This window comes from Variovorax sp. AB1(2024) (assembly GCF_037482385.2).
In the GTDB taxonomy this organism is placed as follows: domain Bacteria; phylum Pseudomonadota; class Gammaproteobacteria; order Burkholderiales; family Burkholderiaceae_C; genus Variovorax.
The window spans coordinates 1,184,454-1,203,956 of the sequence record NZ_JBBHKP020000001.1 but is presented as its reverse complement, the minus strand read 5'-3'; the positions used below and the strand labels follow the sequence as shown (position 1 = coordinate 1,203,956).

General features: G+C 68.7%; 21 protein-coding genes. 15 read left to right on the top strand and 6 right to left on the bottom strand.

Annotation, left to right across the window (positions count from 1 at the left end):
- Positions 1–8: 8 nt before the first annotated feature.
- Together WIX39_RS05795 and WIX39_RS05790 are read right to left on the bottom strand one after the other, a co-directional pair.
- Positions 9–1,220 carry a M20 aminoacylase family protein gene (locus tag WIX39_RS05795; RefSeq protein ID WP_081270015.1) on the bottom strand — a complete coding sequence of 404 codons (1,212 nt, stop codon included), beginning with the start codon at positions 1,218–1,220 and terminating at the stop codon, positions 9–11.
- A 29-nt stretch (positions 1,221–1,249) separates the two neighbouring features.
- Positions 1,250–2,566, bottom strand: coding sequence for an MFS transporter (locus WIX39_RS05790; RefSeq protein ID WP_106936093.1), 1,317 nt, complete (start codon positions 2,564–2,566; stop codon positions 1,250–1,252).
- Between the two features lie 192 nt (positions 2,567–2,758).
- On the opposite strand from WIX39_RS05790, the gene WIX39_RS05785 reads away from it, so the two are divergent.
- Entirely contained in the window at positions 2,759–3,706 is a 948-nt protein-coding gene (locus tag WIX39_RS05785) for a LysR family transcriptional regulator (protein ID WP_409194648.1), read from the top strand.
- Positions 3,707–3,712: 6 nt separating this feature from the next.
- Here the strand turns inward: WIX39_RS05785 and WIX39_RS05780 are convergent, their stop codons facing one another.
- Positions 3,713–4,150, bottom strand: coding sequence for a glycerate kinase (locus tag WIX39_RS05780; RefSeq protein WP_409194647.1), 438 nt, complete (start codon positions 4,148–4,150; stop codon positions 3,713–3,715).
- Positions 4,151–4,334: 184 nt separating this feature from the next.
- Here WIX39_RS05780 and WIX39_RS05775 point away from each other — a divergent pair, with 184 nt between their 5' ends.
- Positions 4,335–4,790, top strand: coding sequence for a hypothetical protein (locus tag WIX39_RS05775; protein WP_285411623.1), 456 nt, complete (start codon positions 4,335–4,337; stop codon positions 4,788–4,790).
- A gap of 62 nt (positions 4,791–4,852) precedes the next feature.
- Here the strand turns inward: WIX39_RS05775 and WIX39_RS05770 are convergent, their stop codons facing one another.
- The 3 genes from WIX39_RS05770 to WIX39_RS05760 are packed head-to-tail and all read right to left on the bottom strand — an operon-like array spanning position 4,853 to position 8,850.
- Positions 4,853–6,367, bottom strand: a complete 1,515-nt coding sequence (locus WIX39_RS05770; protein ID WP_409194646.1) for a BCCT family transporter — start codon at positions 6,365–6,367, stop codon at positions 4,853–4,855.
- A 36-nt stretch (positions 6,368–6,403) separates the two neighbouring features.
- Positions 6,404–7,798 carry a DNA repair protein RadA gene (gene radA / locus WIX39_RS05765; RefSeq protein WP_081270021.1) on the bottom strand — a complete coding sequence of 465 codons (1,395 nt, stop codon included), beginning with the start codon at positions 7,796–7,798 and terminating at the stop codon, positions 6,404–6,406.
- A 32-nt stretch (positions 7,799–7,830) separates the two neighbouring features.
- Positions 7,831–8,850, bottom strand: coding sequence for a Bug family tripartite tricarboxylate transporter substrate binding protein (locus WIX39_RS05760; protein ID WP_409194645.1), 1,020 nt, complete (start codon positions 8,848–8,850; stop codon positions 7,831–7,833).
- A 107-nt stretch (positions 8,851–8,957) separates the two neighbouring features.
- Here WIX39_RS05760 and WIX39_RS05755 point away from each other — a divergent pair, with 107 nt between their 5' ends.
- The 13 genes from WIX39_RS05755 to ilvD all read left to right on the top strand — a co-directional run bounded on the left by WIX39_RS05755 (position 8,958) and on the right by ilvD (position 19,492).
- On the top strand, positions 8,958–9,464 hold the full coding sequence (locus tag WIX39_RS05755; RefSeq protein ID WP_409194644.1) for a MarR family winged helix-turn-helix transcriptional regulator: 507 nt from the start codon (positions 8,958–8,960) through the stop codon (positions 9,462–9,464).
- A gap of 148 nt (positions 9,465–9,612) precedes the next feature.
- Positions 9,613–10,050, top strand: a complete 438-nt coding sequence (gene hpaR, locus WIX39_RS05750; RefSeq protein WP_081270024.1) for a homoprotocatechuate degradation operon regulator HpaR — start codon at positions 9,613–9,615, stop codon at positions 10,048–10,050.
- A complete protein-coding gene (locus WIX39_RS05745) occupies positions 10,047–10,679 on the top strand; it encodes a fumarylacetoacetate hydrolase family protein (RefSeq protein ID WP_409194643.1) in 633 nt (210 codons plus the stop codon). The genes hpaR and WIX39_RS05745 overlap by 4 nt, the downstream gene beginning before the upstream one ends.
- A complete protein-coding gene (locus tag WIX39_RS05740; RefSeq protein ID WP_285411627.1) occupies positions 10,676–11,458 on the top strand; it encodes a fumarylacetoacetate hydrolase family protein in 783 nt (260 codons plus the stop codon). Before WIX39_RS05745 ends, WIX39_RS05740 begins: the two co-directional genes overlap by 4 nt.
- Positions 11,455–12,918 (top strand): 5-carboxymethyl-2-hydroxymuconate semialdehyde dehydrogenase, encoded by a 1,464-nt coding sequence (gene hpaE / locus WIX39_RS05735; protein WP_409194642.1) that lies wholly within the window; start codon positions 11,455–11,457, stop codon positions 12,916–12,918. Before WIX39_RS05740 ends, hpaE begins: the two co-directional genes overlap by 4 nt.
- Positions 12,919–12,920: 2 nt before the next feature.
- Positions 12,921–13,889, top strand: a complete 969-nt coding sequence (locus WIX39_RS05730; RefSeq protein ID WP_409194641.1) for a tripartite tricarboxylate transporter substrate binding protein — start codon at positions 12,921–12,923, stop codon at positions 13,887–13,889.
- Positions 13,890–13,892: 3 nt separating this feature from the next.
- Complete coding sequence (locus WIX39_RS05725) at positions 13,893–14,228, top strand: aromatic ring-opening dioxygenase subunit LigA (protein WP_409194640.1); 336 nt, start codon at positions 13,893–13,895, stop codon at positions 14,226–14,228.
- A gap of 85 nt (positions 14,229–14,313) precedes the next feature.
- Entirely contained in the window at positions 14,314–15,141 is an 828-nt protein-coding gene (locus WIX39_RS05720) for an extradiol ring-cleavage dioxygenase (protein ID WP_081270030.1), read from the top strand.
- A gap of 25 nt (positions 15,142–15,166) precedes the next feature.
- The gene (locus tag WIX39_RS05715) at positions 15,167–15,574 is read left to right on the top strand and encodes a 5-carboxymethyl-2-hydroxymuconate Delta-isomerase (RefSeq protein ID WP_409194639.1); all 408 of its coding nucleotides are present in this window, start codon (positions 15,167–15,169) and stop codon (positions 15,572–15,574) included.
- Between the two features lie 13 nt (positions 15,575–15,587).
- Positions 15,588–16,391: a 2-oxo-hept-4-ene-1,7-dioate hydratase gene (gene hpaH, locus WIX39_RS05710; protein ID WP_409194638.1), complete on the top strand. Its 804-nt coding sequence runs from the start codon at positions 15,588–15,590 to the stop codon at positions 16,389–16,391.
- An 11-nt stretch (positions 16,392–16,402) separates the two neighbouring features.
- Complete coding sequence (gene hpaI / locus WIX39_RS05705; protein ID WP_106936106.1) at positions 16,403–17,224, top strand: 4-hydroxy-2-oxoheptanedioate aldolase; 822 nt, start codon at positions 16,403–16,405, stop codon at positions 17,222–17,224.
- 27 nt (positions 17,225–17,251) lie between these two features.
- The gene (locus tag WIX39_RS05700; RefSeq protein WP_106936107.1) at positions 17,252–17,722 is read left to right on the top strand and encodes a nuclear transport factor 2 family protein; all 471 of its coding nucleotides are present in this window, start codon (positions 17,252–17,254) and stop codon (positions 17,720–17,722) included.
- A 36-nt stretch (positions 17,723–17,758) separates the two neighbouring features.
- A complete protein-coding gene (gene ilvD, locus WIX39_RS05695; protein ID WP_081270037.1) occupies positions 17,759–19,492 on the top strand; it encodes a dihydroxy-acid dehydratase in 1,734 nt (577 codons plus the stop codon).
- Positions 19,493–19,503 lie beyond the last annotated feature (11 nt).

Below are 19,503 nucleotides of genomic sequence, written 5' to 3'. Positions count from 1 at the left end.
CGGAAAGCTCAGGCGACCAGGTAAGTCTGCGCGAGGCGCACCCAGCAGGCGGCTCCCAGCGGCAGCACCTGGTCGTTGAAGTCGTAGCCGGGGTTGTGCACCATGCAGCCCCCGAACTCGCCCTCCCCGTTGCCGAGCATGAAGTAGCAGCCCGGCAGCGCGGCGAGCATCCAGGCGAAGTCCTCGCTGCCCGCGAAGCCGCGGGGCACCTGCGTGAGCACGTTCGCCTCGCCCACGATCTCGGTGCACACCTGCGCCATCAGCCGCGTCTCGGCCGCGGTGTTGACCACCGGCGGCACCAGCTGGCGGTAGTCGATCTCGGCCTCCACGCCGTGCGCCTGCGCGGTGAGGCTCACGATCTCGCGGATGCGCTGCTCGACCAGCGCGCGCGTCTCGGGCCGCGCCGCGCGCACGTTCAGGCCCAGCGATACGGATTGCGGGATCACGTTGTGCGTGGCGCCTCCGCGGATGAAGCCGACCGAGACCACCGCCGTGTCGTCGGGCGCCACGTTGCGCGCCACCACCGTCTGCAGCGCCGTCACCACCGCCGCGGCGGCGGCGACCGGGTCGCGCGCGCGATGCGGCATGGCACCGTGCCCGCCCACGCCCTTGATGGTGACGTCGGCCACGTCGGACGACAGCGTGACCGGGCCTTCCACCGCCAGCACCGTGCCCACCGGCACGCCGGGCGCGTTGTGCAGTGCGTACACCGCATCGCAGGGGAAGCGCTCGAACAGGCCGTCCTCGATCATCGCGCGCGCGCCGCAGAGGTTTTCCTCGTCGGGCTGGAAGATCAGGTTCAGCGTGCCGTCGAAGCTGCGCGCCGCCGCCAGCGCCTTGGCCGCGGCCAGCAGGATGGCCGTGTGGCCGTCGTGCCCGCAGGCGTGCATGCGGCCGGGGTTGCGGCTCGCATACGGCAGGCCCGTGGCCTCGACGATGGGCAGTGCGTCCATGTCGGCGCGGATGCCCAGCCGGCGCGTGCCGCTGCCGAGCTTGAGCTGCGCCACGATGCCGGTCTTGCCGATGCCCGTGTGCACCTCGTAGCCCCAGCTGCGCAGCAGGTTGGCCACCAGTTCGCTGGTGGCGCTCACCTCGAAGCCGAGCTCCGGGTTGGCGTGGATCCGGCGGCGGATGTCGACGAAGGCCTGCGTGTCGACATCGGCCTGCGGCAGCAGCCGGGACAGCAGCCTGGTGGTCTGGGGGCTGAGTTCGCGTGTCATGTGATGGAAGTCGTTGTTCGTGGGGAGGGTCAATCGGCCTTGTGCTCGCGCAGGCTCAGCAGCGCGCCGAGGCTCAGTAGCCCGCAGGCCATCATGTAGAAGGCCGGCGCCATCGGGCTGCCGGTGCTGGCGAGCAGCCAGGTCACGATGAACTGCGACGAGCCGCCGAACACCGTCACGCCGATGCTGTAGACCACCGAGATGCCGCTGGCGCGCACGCCGGCCGGCAGCATCTCCAGCAGCATGAGGAACATGGGCGTGGTGCCGATGTTCACGCTCGCGGTCAGCAGCGCCGACAGGCACAGCACCAGCGGCACGCTCGGGTAGTGGCTGATCAGCCAGAACGCGGGGTACACCGCGACCACGCTGAACAGCAGCGAGCCGACGACCAGCGGCTTGCGCGCCGGCAGCCGGTCGGCCAGCCGCCCCGCCACCAGCGACACCAGGAACAGCGTGATGCCGGTGACGCAGCCCGACAGCAGCGACAGCGACGGCGGCATGTGCAGCACGCGGATCATGTAGGTGGGCATGAAGAACACCACCAGGTACATCGTCGCCGTGCCCGCCGTGGTGGCCAGGATGCCCTTGAGCACCAGGCCGCCGTGGTTGCGCAGCAGCCGCCCGATGGGGCTGGACTCGTGGCTTTCGGCAACGTGCGTTTCCTCCAGCTGCGAGCGGATGTACAGCCCCACCGGCGCGATCAGCAGGCCGAGCAGGAACGGCAGGCGCCAGCCCCAGCTCTCGAGCGAAGCCTGCGGCAGCGCCGCATACAGCGCCGCGCCGGTGAGCGCGCCCAGCAGCGCCGACACGCCCTGGCTCGCGAGCTGCCAGCTGACGCGGAAGCCCCGGCCCTTCACGCCGCCGGCCTCCATCAGCATCGAGGTGGCCGCGCCCACTTCGCCGCCAAGCGAAAAGCCCTGCAGCAGGCGGCCCGCCACGATCATCAGCGAGCCGAACACGCCGGCCGAGGCATAGCTGGGCGCCAGCGCGATGCACAGCGTGCCGATCACCATGAGGCCGATGGTCAGCGTCATCGCTGCCTTGCGGCCCTTGCGGTCGGCGTAGTTGCCGATGATCACGCCGCCCAGCGGGCGCATCACGAAGCCGATGCCGAAGGTGGCCACGGCCAGCAGCAGCGAGCCGTAAGGGCTGTCGGAGGGGAAGAACAATTTGCCGATCAGCAGCGCGAAGAAGCTGTAGACGGTGAAGTCGTACATCTCCAGCGCGTTGCCCAGCGAGCAGGCGGCGATCAGGCGGAACTGGCTCTGCTTTTTTCCCGTGCCTTGCGCAGCGGTGGCCGGTGAATGGGCCCGGATCGGGCTTGCGGGCAATGCGGCTTCGCTCATCTAATGTCACTCCACGAACAGGTTGCTGGGGGTCGGACCGGCCCCTTGGCGGCGGAGTATTCAGGCAAAGCGCCCTGGCAAAGAATCACAAATTTTCATGCTGATAACCAAATGGCATCCCCGTCATAAACAGGCACGAGAAGCCATCGGGACAACCACCAAGACGCACTTTTCCATGAGACCGGCACCACGATGAAGCTGCAACAGTTGCGCGTTTTGCTGGCGGTGGCGCAGCACGGCAGCATCCACGAGGCGTCGCGCAGCCTGCACACCACGCAGCCGGCGCTGTCGAAGGCCATCTCCGAGCTGGAGCGCGAACTGGGCGTGACGCTGATGTCGCGCTCCACGCGCGGCGTGAGCCTCACGCCCTACGGCGTGGCGCTGGTCAAGCGCGCGAGCCTGGTCGAGCAGGAGCTGCGGCATGCGCTGGAAGACATCGAGGCGATCCGCGGCCATGACGAGGGACAGCTGCACATCGGCTTCACCGCGGTGGCGTCGAGCGGGCCGCTGCCCGACGCGATGGCGTCGTTCCGTCAGCGCTTTCCCAACGTGACGATGCGCGGCTTCGAGCTGCGCCCGCAGCAGATCTTCGAGGGCCTGCGCGAGGGCCGGCTCGACCTGGGGCTGATTTCCACGTGCAACGGGCCAGGCACCGGCGCCTTCCAGTGGGAGCCGCTGTTCTCGGTGGCGATGCACCTGTCGGTGCGCGCCGGCCACCCGCTGCGGCGCGTGCGCCGGCTGCAGCCGCTGGTGGACGCCGACTGGCTGGTGCTGGACCCGATCGACGACGCCGGCAGTCCGCTGGTGAGCATGATGAACATGCACGGGCTGCAGATGCCCCGGCGCATGGTGCACAGCGCGTCGAACCTGCTGGGGCTGCAGCTGGCCACGCAGACCGACCTGATCAGCATGTGGTCGGACTTCGTGTTCCACGGCGCCGGGCCGCTGCGGCTGCAGCCTGGCCTGCTCGAGAAGCTGCCGATCACCGACGAGGTGCCGGACTTCGAGGTGTTCCTGGTCTACCGATCGGCAGACCTCATGACGCACGTGTGCGCCGAATTCGTGAAGGAAGCGCGCCACCACGCCAAGGCCAATCCCCCGTGGCGGCAGCCCAGTCGCAATGGCAGCGCGGGTGCTTAGGCGTGGTCAGGCCGCGGGAGTGGCGCCGTCTTCCCCGTCGACCGGGTTCTCGGGCCGCGTCATGGTCCAGCTCTGCAGCTTGCCGCCGTTGAACACCGCATCGACGTACGAGCCGCCGCCGTCGGTCCAGCGGTACACCTCGGGCTGCGTGTCCTTGGGCGAGCGAAGTTCGCCGAGGGCGCGGGTCATGGCAATGACGTGCATCAGCGTCACGTTCGGCTTGAGCTTGGCATTGAGCATCACCGCGCTGCCGACGTAACCCACCGGCCGTTCGGCCGCACGCTTGAGCACCTGCATCGCGCGGTTGAAGTGCAGCAGCAGGAACATCACGATCGCGCCGCCGGCCAGGGCGACGCCGCCCCACCCGCCGCTGCGCCAGGCCAGCCCGAGAACGACGATGGCGCCCACGGGCACCAGAAATTTCTTGAAATTCATGGCGCGCATTGTCGCCGCCCGGCCGGGGGTGTCGGGCAAAAGGCCTCAGCCCGCGCCGCACGGCCAGATGCGGTAGCCGCCCTGGCTACCGCCAGGCGCGCAAGGCGGTACTCGCCGCGAAAAGCGCGCGCGGCGATGGGCAGGGCCGGCACATTTCACCGCACGGGCATCTGCCCGGGCCGCTGAAAAGCATATGAACATTCCGCGCTCCGTCACTTTCGTTCGTCTCACGCTCGTCACCGCGCTCGCGGGCACCGCGCTCAGCGGCTGCTACGTGGTACCGCTCGGCCAGCCCGCACCGGTGGCGCCGCCCTCGCAGGCGTATGCCGTGCCGCCGGGCCCGGTCGCGCAGACCTTCAGCGCGCGGCTGTATCCGTCGAATGCCGAAGCCGCGCGCTACGGGACCATCGCCGGCACCGTGACCAACGACATGAACGGCCGCGGCCACTTCAGCGCGCAGATCGGCAATGAACAGTTTCAGGGAGAGGCAACACGGGTCGCGGGCTCACGGGGAGCAGGCCTGGCGAACGCCGCCGGCAGCCGCGGCGGCAACCTGAGTTGCCAGTACACGATGAACTCGGCCACCTTGGGCAGCGGCCAATGCGTGCTCAACGGCGGACCGGCGTTCACGATGCACATCGGGGGTTAGGGAGGGTAGGCCCGGCGCGCCTCGCTGGCGCGCCGGGCGTTTTTTCCGGCCGCAGGGCCGGGTCACGACACGAGCTGCCGCATCTTGCGCCTCAGCTCGCGTTCGCGTTTCTGCTCGGCGTTCCAGTCGTCGCGGATGGCCAGCGTGACCGACAGCGCCATCAGCAGGATCACGAACGCGAACGGCAGGGCGAACACGATGGTCGCCGTCTGTATGGCCTTGAGGCCGCCCGCGAACAGCAGGCTCAGCGCGATGGCCGCCACCAGCACGCCCCAGGTGATCTTGACGCGGGCCGGCGGGTTCGGGTTGCCGCCGGTGCTCATGGTGCCCAGCACCAGCGTGGCGGAGTCGCCCGAGGTCACGAAGAACACGAACACCAGCAGCGTCGCGACCATCGACAGCAGCGCCCCCATGGGCATGGCCTTGAACATCACGAACATGGTGGTCGACACGTCGGCCTTCACCGCCTCGACCAGCGGCACGCCCTGGAAGATCTGGAAGTTGAGCGCCGCGCCGCCGAACACCGAGAACCATGCGAAGCCCACCAGCGTGGGCGCGATCACGGTGCCCAGGATGAACTGGCGGATCGTGCGGCCGCGCGACACGCGCGCGATGAACAGGCCCACGAACGGCGACCACGCCAGCCACCAGGCCCAGTAGAAGAGCGTCCAGTCGCCGACCCACGAGCTGTTGCGGAACGGGTTCATGCGCAGGCTCATGCGGACGAACTCGGCGATGTAGGCGCCCAGCGTGTTGGTGAAGGTCTCGACGATGGCCACAGTCGGCCCCAGGACCAGCACCACGAGCGCCAGCAACGCCGCCAGCACCAGGTTGCCCATCGACAGCCACTTCACGCCGCGCTCGACGCCGGAGACCGCCGAGGTGACGAACAGCACCGTGGTCACCACGATGATCGCCGCCTGCGTTCCCTGCCCGATCGCCGTGCCGAAGGCCGCGTGCAGGCCGCTGTTGATCTGCGTGGCGCCCATGCCCAGCGAGGCGGCCACGCCGAAGGCCGTGGCCACCACCGCCAGCACGTTGAAGGCCGGCGAAAGCCGCCGCACGAAGCGCCAGGGCAATGCCTCGGTGGCCGAACTCACCAGCGCCAGCGTCTTGCGGCGGAATGTGAAGAAGGCGATCGACAGCCCCACGATGCCGTAGATCGCCCAGGGATGCAGCCCCCAGTGGAAGAAGGCATAGCGCATGGCCACGCCGGCGGCGTCGGGCGTGCCGGCGACCACGCCCGGCGGCGGATTCGCATAGTGCGAGATCGGCTCGGCCACGCCCCAGAACACCAGCCCGATGCCCATGCCGGCCGCGAAGAGCATCGAGAACCAGGCGCCGAGAGAAAACTCGGGCTCGTCGTCTTCCTCGCCCAGCTTCAGGTCGCCGAAGCGGCTGAACGCCAGGAAGAAAGCCAGCATCACCAGCCCCAGCACCACCCACAGGTAGAACCAGCCGAAGTTGCGTGTGATGCCCGACAGCGCGGTGCTGAACACGCTGTCCAGCGACGCCGGCGAGAGCAGCCCCCACAGGACCACCGCGGCGATCAGGCTGGCGGAAACGACGAGTTGCATGACGTTTTCTCGTCTCAGGGTTGGCCGGCGGATGAATCAGTCGAGGCGGCGGACCACGTCCATGGCCTCTTCGATGCGCTCGACGGCGTGGATCGTCAGCCCTTCGATTTCCTTGGTGCCCTTGCGCGGCGCATTCGCCTTGGGCACCACGGCCACGCTGAAGCCCAGCTTGGCCGCTTCGCGCAGGCGCTCCTGCCCGCGCGGCGCCGGACGCACTTCGCCGGCCAGGCCCACTTCTCCGAATGCGATGAAGCCCTTGGGCATCGGCTTGCCGCGCAGGCTGGAAGTGATGGCCAGCATCACCGCCAGGTCGGCCGCCGGCTCGCTGATGCGCACGCCGCCCACCGCGTTGACGAACACGTCCTGGTCCATGCAGGCCACGCCGGCATGGCGGTGCAGCACGGCCAGCAGCATGGCCAGGCGGTCGCGGTCCAGGCCCACCGACAGGCGGCGCGGGCTCGGGCCGCCGTTGTCGACCAGCGCCTGGATCTCGACCAGCATCGGCCGCGTGCCTTCGAGCGTGACCAGCACCACGCTGCCGGGCACCGGCTCGGCATGCTGGCTCAGGAAGATGGCGCTGGGGTTGGTCACGCCCTTCAGGCCGCGCTCGGTCATGGCGAACACGCCGATCTCGTTGACCGCGCCAAACCGGTTCTTGATGGCGCGCACCAGGCGGAAGCTCGAATGCGTGTCGCCCTCGAAGTACAGCACCGTGTCGACCATGTGCTCCAGCACGCGCGGGCCCGCCAGCGCGCCTTCTTTCGTGACGTGGCCCACCAGCACCACGGCCGTGCCGCTGGTCTTGGCAAAGCGCGTGAGGTGGGCCGCGCATTCGCGCACCTGCGCCACCGACCCCGGGGCCGAGGTGAGCTGGTCGGAGTACACCGTCTGGATGGAGTCGATCACCGCGATGGCCGGGCGCGTGGCGTCGAGCGTGGCGATGATTTTCTCGAGCTGGATCTCGGCCAGCACCTGCACCTGCGAGTGGTCGAGGCCCAGCCGCCTGGAGCGCAGCGCGACCTGCGAGCCGCTTTCCTCGCCCGTCACGTAGAGCGCGTTCTGCCCCGCCCGCTGCAGCGCATCGACCGCCTGCAGCAGCAGCGTCGACTTGCCGATGCCCGGGTCGCCGCCGATCAGCGTGACGCCGCCCGAGACGATGCCGCCGCCCAGCACGCGGTCGAGCTCGTCGAGCCCGGTGGGCGTGCGCGCGACATCGGTCGCCTCGATTTCAGACAGCGTGGCGAGCTCCGATGCGCCCGCGAGCGACGCGAACTGCGTGCCGAAGCGGTTGTTGGCCGTGCCGCCGCCGGCGGGGCCCGCGACCTGTTCAATGAGTGTGTTCCACGCGCCGCAGCTCGGGCATTTGCCGAGCCACTTGGGGCTGGTGCCGCCGCATTCGCTGCAGACGAAAGTTGTTTTGTCCTTGGCCATCCTTCGAGTTTAGGTGGCCGGACAGTCGCGGCTCAGTCGTTCGCCTGGAAGTTCACCGCCTTCATGATCGCCGCCCAGCGCGCCGTGTCCTCGCGCATCGTCTTCAGCAGTGCCTCCGGCCCGTCGGCCACCGGGTACATGCCGTTCTGAAGCAATTGCTGGCGCACCTCGCGGGAGTTCACGGCGCGCATGAATTCGGCGCGCAGCTGGTCGACCACCGGCTTGGGCGTCTTCGCCGGCGCGTAGTAGGCGAACCATGCGGTCGCGACCACGTCCTTCAGGCCGGCCTCGACGAAAGTAGGCACGGCGGGCATCAGCGGCGAGCGCTTCTCGCCGCTGGTGGCGATCACCTTGACGCGGCCGCTCGGCAACATCTGCAGCGCGCCGCCCACGGTGTCGAAGTAGGCGGGAACGGTGCCTCCCATCACGTCCTGGCGTGCCGGCGTGGAGCCGCGATAGGGCACGTGCACCATCGACAACCCGGTCGCGCGGTTGAGCATCTCGCCGAGGAAATGCGAAGGCGTGCCCGCGCCGTACGACGCGAAACTCGCTCCTCCCGGCTGCTTCCTGGCCCAGGCGACGAACTCGGACAGCGTGCTGGCCGGCACGTCCTTGTGCACCACCAGCGCGAGCTCGAAGCGCGCCGCATTGACGATGGGCTGGAAATCCTTGATCGGGTCGTACGACAGGCTTTTGTAGGCGCTCGGGAACATGGTCATCATGCTGGCCGTGCCCAGGAGCAGCGTGCGGCCATCGGGCGCCGAGGTCTTCACAGCTTCGACCGCAATGCGCCCGGCGGCACCGGAGCGGTTGTCGACGATGAGCGGGCCGAGCGACTCGCGCACTTCCTGCGCGATGGCCCGCGTCAGCACGTCCTGCGTGCCGCCGGCGGGCACGCCTATCAGCACGCGGATGGGGGTTCCCGGCGCGATCGCCGGTTGCACCTGCTGCGCCCATGCCGCGATGGCAAGCGGCGCGAGCGCCACGCCGCCGAGCGTGGCGAGCACGCTGCGGCGACTCGGGTGATACAGGGGCTGTGGGGTTGCTCTCATCCGTCTTGTCTCCGTTGTCGTCGGCAGTGGGTCTGCTGCAGTGGGCGCGGCCACTTTAGAGCGCCGACAATTGATTCATCAAATCAATCATCGCCGGGACAAACCCTATGCACGCACCGCCGCGCACACTCGACGACCTGCTGCTCTACCGCACCAGCCGGCTGCTTTCGGTGGCGGGCAGCCTGGTCATACGGCTGTGCGAAGGGCGCTTCGGCATCACGCGGCGCGAATGGCGGCTCATTGCCACGCTCGCGGGCCACGGTGCGCTGGGCTCGTCGCAACTGGCGGAGCAAGCGCAGCTCGACCGGGCACGCACATCGCGCGCGGTGACTTCGCTGGTCGGCAAGGGGCTCGTTTCGCGCGCGCAGCCCGCGGGCGACCGGCGGCACGTGCTTCTCAGCCTCACCGCGCCGGGCAGGAAGCTCCACGCGCAGCTCTATCCGCTGGTGTCGTCAATCAACGCAGAACTGCTGGGCGCGCTGAAGGCCGACGAGGTGGCGCTGCTCGACGACATGCTGCAGCGCCTGCACGCGCGCGGCGAGGCGATGGTCGCAGCCGCGGCCGACCTGCCCAGGGCCGACCGGCGCCGCCGAGAAGCATCCGCCGCGCGCTGAAGCGCCGCGCGATGCACGGCGCCGGCGGGCGTGCAGTCTGCACGCCTCATCCGTGCATACCCTAGGTTCTTCGAATCGACGGAACCAGCCACTAGGAAAGCGCCGACCAATCATTTAACATGTTAAGTAATTTCGGAAGAGACAAGCCTTGAGCACGACATTCACGCACCGCAATTTGCCGCGCCTGCTGCTGCAGGCCCGCGAAGCCGTGATGGCCCACACCCGGCCCAGCCTGCGCGAGCACGCCCTGTCCGACCAGCAATGGCGCGTGCTGCGCGTGCTGGGCGAACACGGCGCGGTCGACACCGGCCGCGTGGCGCGCGAGGCCTTCATCCTCGGCCCCAGCCTCACCGGCGTGCTCGCGCGCATGGAGCGCGACAACCTCATCACCCGCGCCCGCGACCCGGCCGACCAGCGCCGCACCGTGGTCGAGGCCACGCCGCACGGCATGAAGCTGGTGAAGCGGCTGTCCACCAGCATCGAGGCGCACTACGAGTGGATGGAAACATCGCTCGGCAAGGCCAAGCTCACGCAGCTCTACGGGCTGCTCGACGAACTGATCGCACTGGAGCAACCCTCGCCATGAGCACCCCCCATTTCCTGCCCACGGGCACGGTATACGGCACGCTGCTGAACTTCCGCGCCGAAGCCGAGGCGCTCGCGCCGCAGATGACCCAGCCGCCCTACAAGGCACCACCGAAGGCGCCCGTGCTCTATGTGAAGACGGCCAACACCTGGAGCCCGCACGGCAGCGCCATCACTGTGCCCGCCGGCGTGCCCGAGGTGGAGATCGGCGCCAGCATCGGCATGGCGATCGGTGCCGAGGGCGACGTCGAAGGCTTCGTGCTGCTGAACGACCTGTCGATTCCGCATGCCAGCTTCTTCCGCCCGCCGGTGAAGTTCAAGTGCGTCGACGGCTTCCTCGGCATCGGGCCGGCACTGCGCGACGCGCAAGAGGTGGCGGACCCCGCCAACTTCCGCGTCGAGGTCCGCATCAACGGCGAGCTGAAGCAGTCGATCGACTTCTCTCGACTCGTGCGCCCTGCCCGGCAGTTGCTGGCCGACGTCGGCGACTTCATGACGCTCGCGCACGGCGACGTGCTGATGCTGGGCTGCGGCCCGGGCCGCCCGCTGGCGCGCCCCGGCGACCGCATCGACATTTCCGCGCCGGGTTTCGAGACCCTGAGCAACACGCTGGTGAAGGAAGCTGCATGAAGCACGCACGCGTCATCTTCGAGGGCCGAGAACACACCGGCACCGCCCACGAACTGAACGGCCAGCAGGACGCCGCCGTGCGCCTGGAAGACGGCCGCATCGTGCCGCAGGAGCAGCTCACATGGCTGCCGCCGCTCGCGCCCACGGCACGCCCGCGCACCATCCTCGCGCTGGGCCTGAACTACGCCGACCACGCCAGGGAACTCGAGTTCAAGGCGCCCGAGGAACCGCTGGTGTTCGTCAAGGGCCAGAGCGCGCTCATCGGCCACCGCCAGCACACGCATCGCCCGGCCGACGTGCAGTTCATGCACTACGAATGCGAGCTGGCCATCGTGGTCGGCAAGACCGCGAAGAACGTGAAGCGCGACGACGCCTACGACTTCATCGGCGGCTACACCGTGGCCAACGACTACGCCATTCGCGACTACCTCGAGAACTGGTACCGCCCCAACCTGCGCGTGAAGAACCGCGACACCTGCACGCCGCTGGGCCCGTGGTTCGTCGATGCGGCCGACGTGCCCGACCCCATGGCGCTCGCGCTGCGCACCACCGTCAACGGCACGGTCACGCAGCAGGGCAACACGCGCGACATGATCTTCGACGCGCCCTTCCTCATCGAGTACTTCAGCCGCTTCATGACGCTCTCGCCGGGCGACCTGATCCTCACGGGCACGCCCGACGGCGTGGTCGACTGCAAGCCGGGCGACGTCGTCGTCACCGAGATCGAGCGCATCGGCGCGCTCATGAACACCATCGAGACAATCCAAGGAAAAGCATGAGAGTCGATCACCTGATCAACGGCAAGAGCGTCGCCGGCACCGACTACTTCGAGACCGTCAACCCCGCCACGCAGGAGGTGCTGGCCGAAGTCGCCTCCGGCGGCGAAGCCGAGGTCAACGCCGCCGTGGCCGCCGCCAAGGAAGCCTTCCCCAAGTGGGCCGGCATGCCCGCGCCCGAGCGCGCCAAGCTCATCCGCAAGCTCGGCGACCTGATCGCCAAGAACGTGCCCGAGATCGCGCAGACCGAGACCAACGACTGCGGCCAGGTCATCGCGCAAACGGGCAAGCAGCTCATTCCACGCGCGGCCGACAACTTCTACTACTTCGCCGAGATGTGCACGCGCGTCGACGGCCACACCTACCCCACGCTCACGCACCTGAACTACACGCTGTTCCATCCGGTGGGCGTGTGCGCGCTCATCAGCCCGTGGAACGTGCCTTTCATGACGGCGACCTGGAAGGTCGCGCCCTGCCTGGCCTTCGGCAACACGGCCGTGCTGAAGATGAGCGAGCTGTCGCCGCTCACGGCCGCGCGGCTGGGCGAACTGGCGCTGGAGGCCGGCATTCCGCCCGGCGTGCTGAACCTGGTGCACGGCTACGGCAAGGAAGCCGGCGAGCCGCTGGTGGGCCACCCCGACGTGCGCGCCATTTCCTTCACCGGCTCCACGGCCACGGGCAACCGCATCGTGAAGAGCGCGGGCCTGAAGAAGTTCAGCATGGAACTCGGCGGCAAGAGCCCCTTCGTGATCTTCGACGACGCCGACCTCGACCGCGCGCTCGACGCGGCCGTGTTCATGATCTTCAGCAACAACGGCGAGCGCTGCACGGCCGGCTCGCGCATCCTGGTGCAGCAGTCGATCTATGCCGATTTCGCCGCCAGATTCGCCGAGCGCGCCAAGCGCATCACAGTGGGCGACCCGCTGGACGAGAAGACCATCGTCGGCCCGATGATTTCGCAGGCCCACCTGGCCAAGGTGCGCAGCTACATCGAGCTGGGCCCGAAGGAAGGCGCGACGCTGCTGTGCGGCGGCCTCGATACGCCGTCGAACCTGCCCGAGCGCGTGAAGAAGGGCAACTACGTGGTGCCCACGGTGTTCGCCGACGTGGACAACCGCATGAAGATCGCGCAGGACGAGATCTTCGGCCCCGTGGCCTGCCTGATTCCGTTCAAGGACGAGGCCGATGCCATTCGCCTGGCCAACGACATCCAGTACGGCCTGAGCAGCTACGTGTGGACCGAGAACATCGGCAAGGCGCACCGCGTGGCCGCGGCCGTGGAAGCCGGCATGTGCTTCGTCAACAGCCAGAACGTGCGAGACCTGCGCCAGCCCTTCGGCGGCACCAAGGCCTCGGGCACGGGCCGCGAAGGCGGCACCTGGAGCTACGAGGTGTTCTGCGAGCCGAAGAACATCGCGGTGTCGATGGGCTCGCACCACATTCCGCACTGGGGCGTGGCGTGAGCATGCAACGTCGCACGCTGCTGCAAGGCGCGGCGGCACTCGCGGCCCTGCCCTCGCTGGCGCGCGCGCAGGCGGCTTGGCCCGCCAAGCCGATCCGCGTGATCGTGCCCTTCACGCCCGGCGGCACCACCGACTTCGTGGCGCGCCTGGTGGGCACGGAACTGTCGAAGACCCTCGGCCAGCCGGTGATCGTCGACAACAAGCCCGGCGCGGGCACGGTGATCGGCGTCGATGCCGCGGCCAAGGCCGCGCCCGACGGCTACACCTTCGTCTGCGTGGCCAACAGCTTCACGGCCAACCAGACGCTGATCCGCAAGCTGCCCTACGACACGCAGAAAGACCTGCGCCCGGTGGCGCTCATGGGCATGTCGGAGCACGTGCTCGCCACGCATCCGAACAGCGGCCTGAAGACCCTGGCCGACCTGCGCAACGCGGCCAAGGCCAAGCCGGGTACGCTGAGCTTCGCCTCCTTCGGCAACGGCACCTCGGCGCACCTGTCGGGCGAGATGCTCAAGCAGCAGATGGGCCTGGACATCGTGCACGTGCCCTACAAGGGCCAGGGCCCGGCGCTCACCGACCTGCTCGGCGGCCAGGTGACGATGATGTTCGGCAACTGGCCCGAGTTCCGCAGCCACATGCAGAACGGCAAGCTCATCGCGCTGGGCATGGCGACCGCGCAGCGCTCGCAGTACGCGCCCGCCATACCCACACTGGCGGAACAGGGCGTGGCCATCGAGTCCAATTCATGGAACGGCCTGCTGGCGCCCGCCGGCACGCCCGATGCCATCGTGCAGCGCATGAACGCCGAGGTGAACCGCGCGCTCGCGGGGCAGGTGGTGGCGGACGCCTTCCACAAGGGCGGCATCGCGTCGCTGTCGGGCACGCCGGAGCGCTTTGCGGCTTTCATCCAGAGCGAGATCGCGAAGTACGGCGACGTGATCCGCAAGGCCAACATCCAGATCGAGGGCTGAACCATGAGCCTCTATGCGATGCAGAAATTCCTGTTCGCGCTCAACCGCGACCAGGACGTGCAGCGGCGCTATGCCGAAGGCGGCGAAGCGCGCACCGCGCTGCTCGCCGGCTACGAGCTCGACGGCGAGGAGCGCGAAGCCATCGACAGCGGCGACATCGGCAAGCTCTACGTGCTCGGATGCAACGGCCAGCTGCTGATGCACTTCGCGCCTCTGCTGGGCATTGCATGGGCCGACTACCTCGAAGCCATGCGCGAAGGCGTGCGCAAGTACGGCCCGGTGCGCGCCGGCATCTACGCAATGACGACAGGAACCGACGAGAAGGTGGCAGGAATATGAAGACCCCCACGCTCCCCACCTTGGGTGGTTCGCTGCCCCCCGAGGGGGCGCTCGATGCCCTTCGGGCGGCCGGGCGGGCATCGAGATGAGCCTGGTTTTCGCAGGCGTGTGCAGCCACGCCCCCGGCATCACGGGCCGCGCCCATCTGGCCGACCCTGCCGTGAAGGACGAGTTCCACGCGCAGTTCCACCGCTTCGGCGAGGCGATGCGCGCCACCAGGCCCGACGCGGTGATCGTCATCGCGGCGGAGCACTTCGCGAACTTCTTCATGAACAACATGCCGGCCTATGCCATCGGCATGGCCGACAGCTACGAAGGCCCGATCGAGGACCCGAAGTGGCTGGGCATCGAGAAAACGAAGGTGCCCGGTGACGCAGCCCTCTCGCAGCGCCTGATCCGCGAAGTGATGCAGACGGTGGACGTGGCCTACGCGGAAGAATGGAAGTTCGACCACGGCATCATGGTGCCGCTGAACTTCCTCACGCCGAAGTTCGACACCAAGGTCATCCCCGTGAACATCAACTGCCAGGGCCCGCCGCTCACGCCGCTGCACCGCGCCTGGGCCTTCGGCGAGGCATTGCGCCGCGCCTGCGACAAGGCGCCGGAACGCATCGCGCTGGTGGGCACGGGCGGCATCTCGCACTGGCCGGCCACGCCCGATTCGGGCAAGGTCAACGCCGAATGGGACGCCGAGTTCATGCGCCGCTGGTGCGCCAACGACCGGGACGCGCTGCTTTCGCAGGCCGACTACAACGACGAAGCCACCTACCGCGAAGCGGGCCAGGGCGGCTTCGAGATCCGCACCTTCCTGAGCGTGGCCGCCGCCGCGCGCGGCAAGGGCGAAATCTTCCACATGAAGGCCATCCCGATCTTCGCGGTGACCTGCACGGCCGCCGTGATGTCGGTGGAATGAACAACAAGAACAACGGAGCCGCGACATGCCGCACCTGGTGATCCTGTACACCCCCAACATCGAGGCCGAGACCGACATGTCGGCGCTGTGCCGCACGCTGGCCGACACCATGCTCGAGCAGCGCGACGAGGCCGGCAAGCCGGTGTTTCCCGTCGGCGGCACGCGCGTGCTGGCCTACCCCGCCGCGCACTACGCCGTGGCCGACGGCAAGGCCGACTACGCCTTCGTGTACCTGAACATCCGCATGGCCGCGGGGCGCTCCGAGGCGGTGAAGAAGAAGGCCGGCGACGAGCTTCTGGCGGATGTGCGCGCGCATTTCGCGCCCATCTTCGACAAGCGGCACCTCGGCATCACGCTGCAGATCGACGAAAGCCCCGGGCAGGTGTACGACGGCAAGCACAGCAACCTGCATCCCCTGTTCAACAAGTCATAAGTAGCGAGCCGACATGCTGTCCAAAGCCACCATCGCCCAACTGGCCGCTGAACTGCACGAGAGCGAGAAGTCGCGCGTTCAGGTCGAGCATTTCTCCAAGCGCTTTCCCGAGATGACGATCGAGGACGGCTACGCCATCTCGCGCGAATGGGTGAAGAACAAGATCGCCGAAGGCCGCATCGTGCGCGGCCACAAGATCGGCCTCACGTCGCGCGCCATGCAGCAGGCCAGCCAGATCACCGAACCCGACTACGGCACGCTGCTGGACGACATGTTCTTCGAGCAGGGCGGCGACATCCCGTTCAAGCGCTTCATCGCGCCGCGCATCGAGGTGGAGCTGGCCTTCATCCTCGGCAAGCGGCTGCAGGGCCCGAACGTGACCATCTTCGACGTGCTGGCCGCCACCGACTACGTGGTGCCCGCCATCGAGATCATCGACGCGCGCATCGAGCAGTTCGACCGCCACACCAAGGCCATGCGCAAGGTGTTCGACACCATCGCCGACAACGCGGCCAATGCGGGCATCGTGATGGGCGGACGGCCGGTGAAGCCCGATGCGGTCGACCTGCGCTGGGTGAGCGCGCTGCTCTACAAGAACGGCGTGATCGAGGAATCGGGCGTGGCCGCGGCCGTGCTGAACCACCCGGCCACCGGCGTGGCCTGGCTCGCCAACAAGCTCGCGCCCTGGGACGAGTGCCTGGAAGCCGGCGAGGTAGTGCTGGGCGGCTCGTTCACGCGTCCCACCAACGCGGTACCGGGCGACACCTTCCATGCCGACTACGGCCCGCTGGGCTCCATCGCCTTCCGCTTCGTCTGAAAGCCATCTTCATGCAAACACCCACCAACACCTTCAAGCAGGCCCTGCAGGCCGGCAAGCCCCAGATCGGCCTGTGGGTCGGCCTGGCCGACGGCTATGCGGCCGAGATCCTGGCCGGCACCGGCTACGACTGGCTGCTGGTCGACGGCGAGCACGCGCCCAACGACGTGCGCTCGGTGCTGCAGCAGCTGCAGGGCATCTCGAGCGCATGGTCGGCGCAGGCCGAGTCGGAGCGCTCGCACCCCGTCGTGCGCATTCCGGTGGGCGACACCACGCTGATCAAGCAGTACCTGGACATCGGCGCGCAGACGCTGCTGGTGCCGATGGTCGACACGGTCGAGCAGGCGGCGCGGCTGGTGCAGGGCATGCGCTATCCGCCCGAGGGCATCCGCGGCATGGGCAGCGCGCTGGCCCGCGCCTCGCGCTGGCAGGCCTACCCCGACTACCTGCACGAGGCCAACGCACAGACCTGCCTGCTGGTGCAGGCCGAGACGGTGGAGGCGATGAGGAACCTCGACGCCATCGCGGCCACGCCGGGCGTGAACGGCGTGTTCATCGGCCCGGCCGACCTGTCGGCCTCGATGGGCTTCGTGGGCCAGCCCAACCACCCCGAGGTGCAGGCCGTGATCGCCGACGCCATCGCGCGCATCCTCAAGGCCGGCAAGGCGCCGGGCATCCTGTCGACAACCGAGGAGCAGGCGCGCAAGTGGCTCGCGGCCGGCGCGCTGTTCGTGGCGGTGGGCGTGGACACCATCGTGCTGGCGGCTGCGGCGAAGCAGCTGCTGGCCAAGTACAAGACCGCGCCGGGCGCGGCCTCGCCCAACGGCTACTGATTTCCCTCACGCACAGGAGCACCCTCGATGCAACGCATGACCTTGGCGGCCGTGGCCGCGGCAGCCACCCTGTTCCTCGCCGCCTGCGCCCCGATGGGCGCCGGCAAGCCAGGCCCCACCGCCCAGCAGGAAGCCAACCGCCAGGCCGTGCTCGCCTTCTACGAGAAGGGCCTGAACCAGAAGGACGCCGACGCGGCGCTGCAGTACGTGGGCAACCGCTACGTGCAGCACAACCCCACCGCGGCCGACGGCCCCGAGGGGTTCCGCAAGTTCGTCGCCTTCCTGCGCGAGAAATTTCCTAAATCGCACAGCGACATCAAGCGCAGCTTCGTCGACGGCGACTACGTGATCCTGCATGTGAACGCGGTGCGCGAGCCCGGCACGCGCGGCAGTGCCATCGTCGACATCTTCAAGCTGGAGAACGGCAAGATCGTCGAGCACTGGGACGTGGTGCAGCCCGTACCCGAGACCGCCGCGAACAAGAACGGCATGTTCTGACCGCATCCTGCAACCCAGCCAGCCCACGCCAGCCGAATGACCACGCCCACCGACCCGACCAAGCGCTTTCGCTCCGCCACCATCCGCGAGGGCACGATCCGTGCGACCACGCGCAGCTTCCTGCATGCGCTGGGCCAGGACGACGAGGACATCGCGCGCCCGCACATCGGCGTGTTCCACACCGGCGGCGAGATGAGCCCGTGCAACCTCAACCTTCGCGAGCAGGCGCAGCACGCCAAGACCGGCATCTACGCCGGCGGCGGCACGCCGCACGAATGCCCGGTGGTGTCGATCAGCGACGGGCTGACGATGGCGCACTCGGGCATGCGCTTCTCGCTGGTCTCGCGCGAGCTGATCGCCGACAGCGTGGAGGCCTCCACGCGCGGCCACCAGTGGGACGGCATCTTCGCCATCGGCGCGTGCGACAAGAACCTGCCGGGGCTGATGATGGGCATGGTCCGCTGCAATGTGCCGAGCGTGTTCGTGCACGGCGGCTCCGCGCTGCCGGGGCAGATGCCCGGACCGGACGGGCGCGACCTGAACGTGGTCGACACCTACGAGACCATCGGCAAGGTGCTGGCCGGCACCGCCACGCACGACGAGCTCGACGCCATGAGCCGCGCCTGCCTGCCCACGGCCGGCGCCTGCGCCGGGCAGTTCACGGCCAACACCATGGGCATGGTGTCGGAGGCGCTGGGCCTGGCGCCCATCGGGTCGAGCATGGTGCCGGCGGTGTTCAGCGAACGCGCGCCGCTGATGCGCCGCGCCGCGAAGAACCTCATGAAGGCGGTGATGGGCGACAGCCCGCTGCCGCGCGACATCGTCACGCGCAAGGCGCTGGAAAACGCCTGCGCGGTGGTGTCGGCCACGGGCGGCTCGACCAATGCCGCGCTGCACCTGCCGGCGATCGCGCATGAGGCCGGCATCAAGTTCCACCTCGACGACGTGGCCGAGATCTTCGCCCGCACGCCGCTCATCGCCGACCTGCGCCCGGGCGGCCAGTACCTGGCGCGCGACGTGTTCTACATCGGCGGCGCGGGCGTCATCCTGCGCACGCTGCTGGAGCAGGGCTTCCTGCACGGCGACGTGCTCACCTTCACCGGCCGCACGATGGCCGAGGAACTGGCCGGCGCCTTGGCGCCCGACGGCCGCGTGGTGCGCGAGGCCGGCAACCCGATCACGCGCGACGGCGGGCTGGCGGTGCTCAAGGGCAACCTCTGCCCCGACGGCGCGCTGCTCAAGACGGCGGGGCTGAAAGGCTTGGTGTTCCGCGGCCCGGCGCGCGTCTTCAATTCGGAAGAAGAAGCCCAGACCGCAGTGCAGAACCGCCTGTACGAGGCCGGCGACGTGATCGTGATCCGCAACGAAGGCCCCAGGGGCAGCCCCGGCATGCGCGAGATGCTGGGCATCACCGCGCTGCTCTACGGCCAGGGCATGGGCGACAAGGTGGCGCTGCTGACCGACGGGCGCTTCTCGGGCGCCACGCGCGGGCTGTGCATCGGCTACGCGGGGCCCGAGGCGGCGGACGGCGGGCCGATCGCGGCGCTGCGCGACGGCGACGTGATCGCCATCGACGCGCGGGCGGAGGCACGCTCGATCTCGGTCGAACTGGGCGCGCAGGAAATCGCCGCCCGGCTCGCCGGACGTGAGGTAAACGCGGGGGTCGCGCGAGGCGGCGTACTGGAAAAATACGCACTCACCGTGCGTCCTGCCCATCAGGGCGCCGTGACCCACTCGGGCGCGGTCACCTGGCTGCGCGACGAGTCCTGACCGACCCTCCA